The sequence below is a fragment of the Bartonella sp. OC68QHHN genome (genome assembly GCF_042193875.1).
Lineage (GTDB): Bacteria > Pseudomonadota > Alphaproteobacteria > Rhizobiales > Rhizobiaceae > Bartonella > Bartonella grahamii_A.
This window is the reverse complement of record NZ_JBHIME010000001.1, coordinates 1-1,054: the sequence shown is the minus strand read 5'-3', so window position 1 is coordinate 1,054 and position 1,054 is coordinate 1. Positions and strand designations below refer to the sequence as shown.

Below are 1,054 nucleotides of genomic sequence, written 5' to 3'. Positions count from 1 at the left end.
TGAAATAATTGAAAAAACAAGCAAATTATGCTAAGATTTTTATGTATAAATTGCAAATCTAATGGGGCTACAAATATGCTAAATAAAGTGACGTTAATCGGGCGCCTTGGTGCTGATCCCGAAAGCAAAACAATGAATTCTGGAGCAGAAATAGTCAATTTTAGTATAGCGACTTCTGAAAGCTATAAAGATAAAAAAACCAATCAAAAAGTAGAGAAAACAGAATGGCATTCCATTGTTGTTTTTAATCCACATTTAGCAAAAATTGCACTTCAATATCTCAACAAAGGTTCAAAGGTCTACGTAGAAGGCAAATTACAAACACGCAAATGGCAAGATAAAAATGGTCATGACCGTTATATAACAGAGATTGTTGTACCACAATTCAAAGGCGAGTTGTATTTGCTTGATGCAAAGAAAGATCAATCAACATCCCCTACCCCTTCATCCATTACTACCCAAAATTATGCTATCGCTTCAGGTGCTGCTGATCATAGCACATCTCTTAATGATGCTATCCCATTCTGATTGAAAAAATATGGCTAAAAGAAAAAAACGTACAAAACGCGGACGTCCTCGGATTAAAGGGTGTATCAGAGAACCAAACGGACGCATCTCACGAGCAAAAACACCGCATGAACCCATGGATAAATTGGCACTTGAAATGCGTGCCAAACGCTTCTGTTTGACCATAGAAGAGGCTAAAAATCCGCTTTCCGGCACCTATATCGGGCGGCTTTATTTGCAAGGCGAAATCAATCAAGACCAATATGATGCTGCGCAAAAATATCTTGAAGTGAAAAACAATTACCTCTGTGCAAAAGGATTGCCTAATGCAATTTATGATGAAATGCCTACAACTTCTGATGACGGAGCAAGAGAAAAATGGGTACAGAAGGCAACAGAACATCTTTTAGCTGTAAAAGATGTTGTTCAAGAAGCTCAATGTTTACACCGTCAATATAACCTTCATGCCGCATTACAGTATCTTGTCATAGAAGATCAATCACTACCACATCTTGTGCTTTCATTGCGCATTGCTCTTAATGCGCTT

2 protein-coding genes are annotated in these 1,054 nt (G+C 37.9%); both read left to right on the top strand.

The window, feature by feature from the left end; genetic code table 11:
* Positions 1-75 precede the first annotated feature (75 nt).
* A complete protein-coding gene (ssb, locus tag ACFIJ0_RS00010) occupies positions 76-528 on the top strand; it encodes a single-stranded DNA-binding protein (protein ID WP_375643951.1) in 453 nt (150 codons plus the stop codon).
* Positions 529-538: 10 nt separating this feature from the next.
* Positions 539-1,054, top strand: a 516-nt coding sequence (locus tag ACFIJ0_RS00005) for a hypothetical protein (RefSeq protein ID WP_375636641.1), incomplete at its 3' end; no start/stop codon positions are given.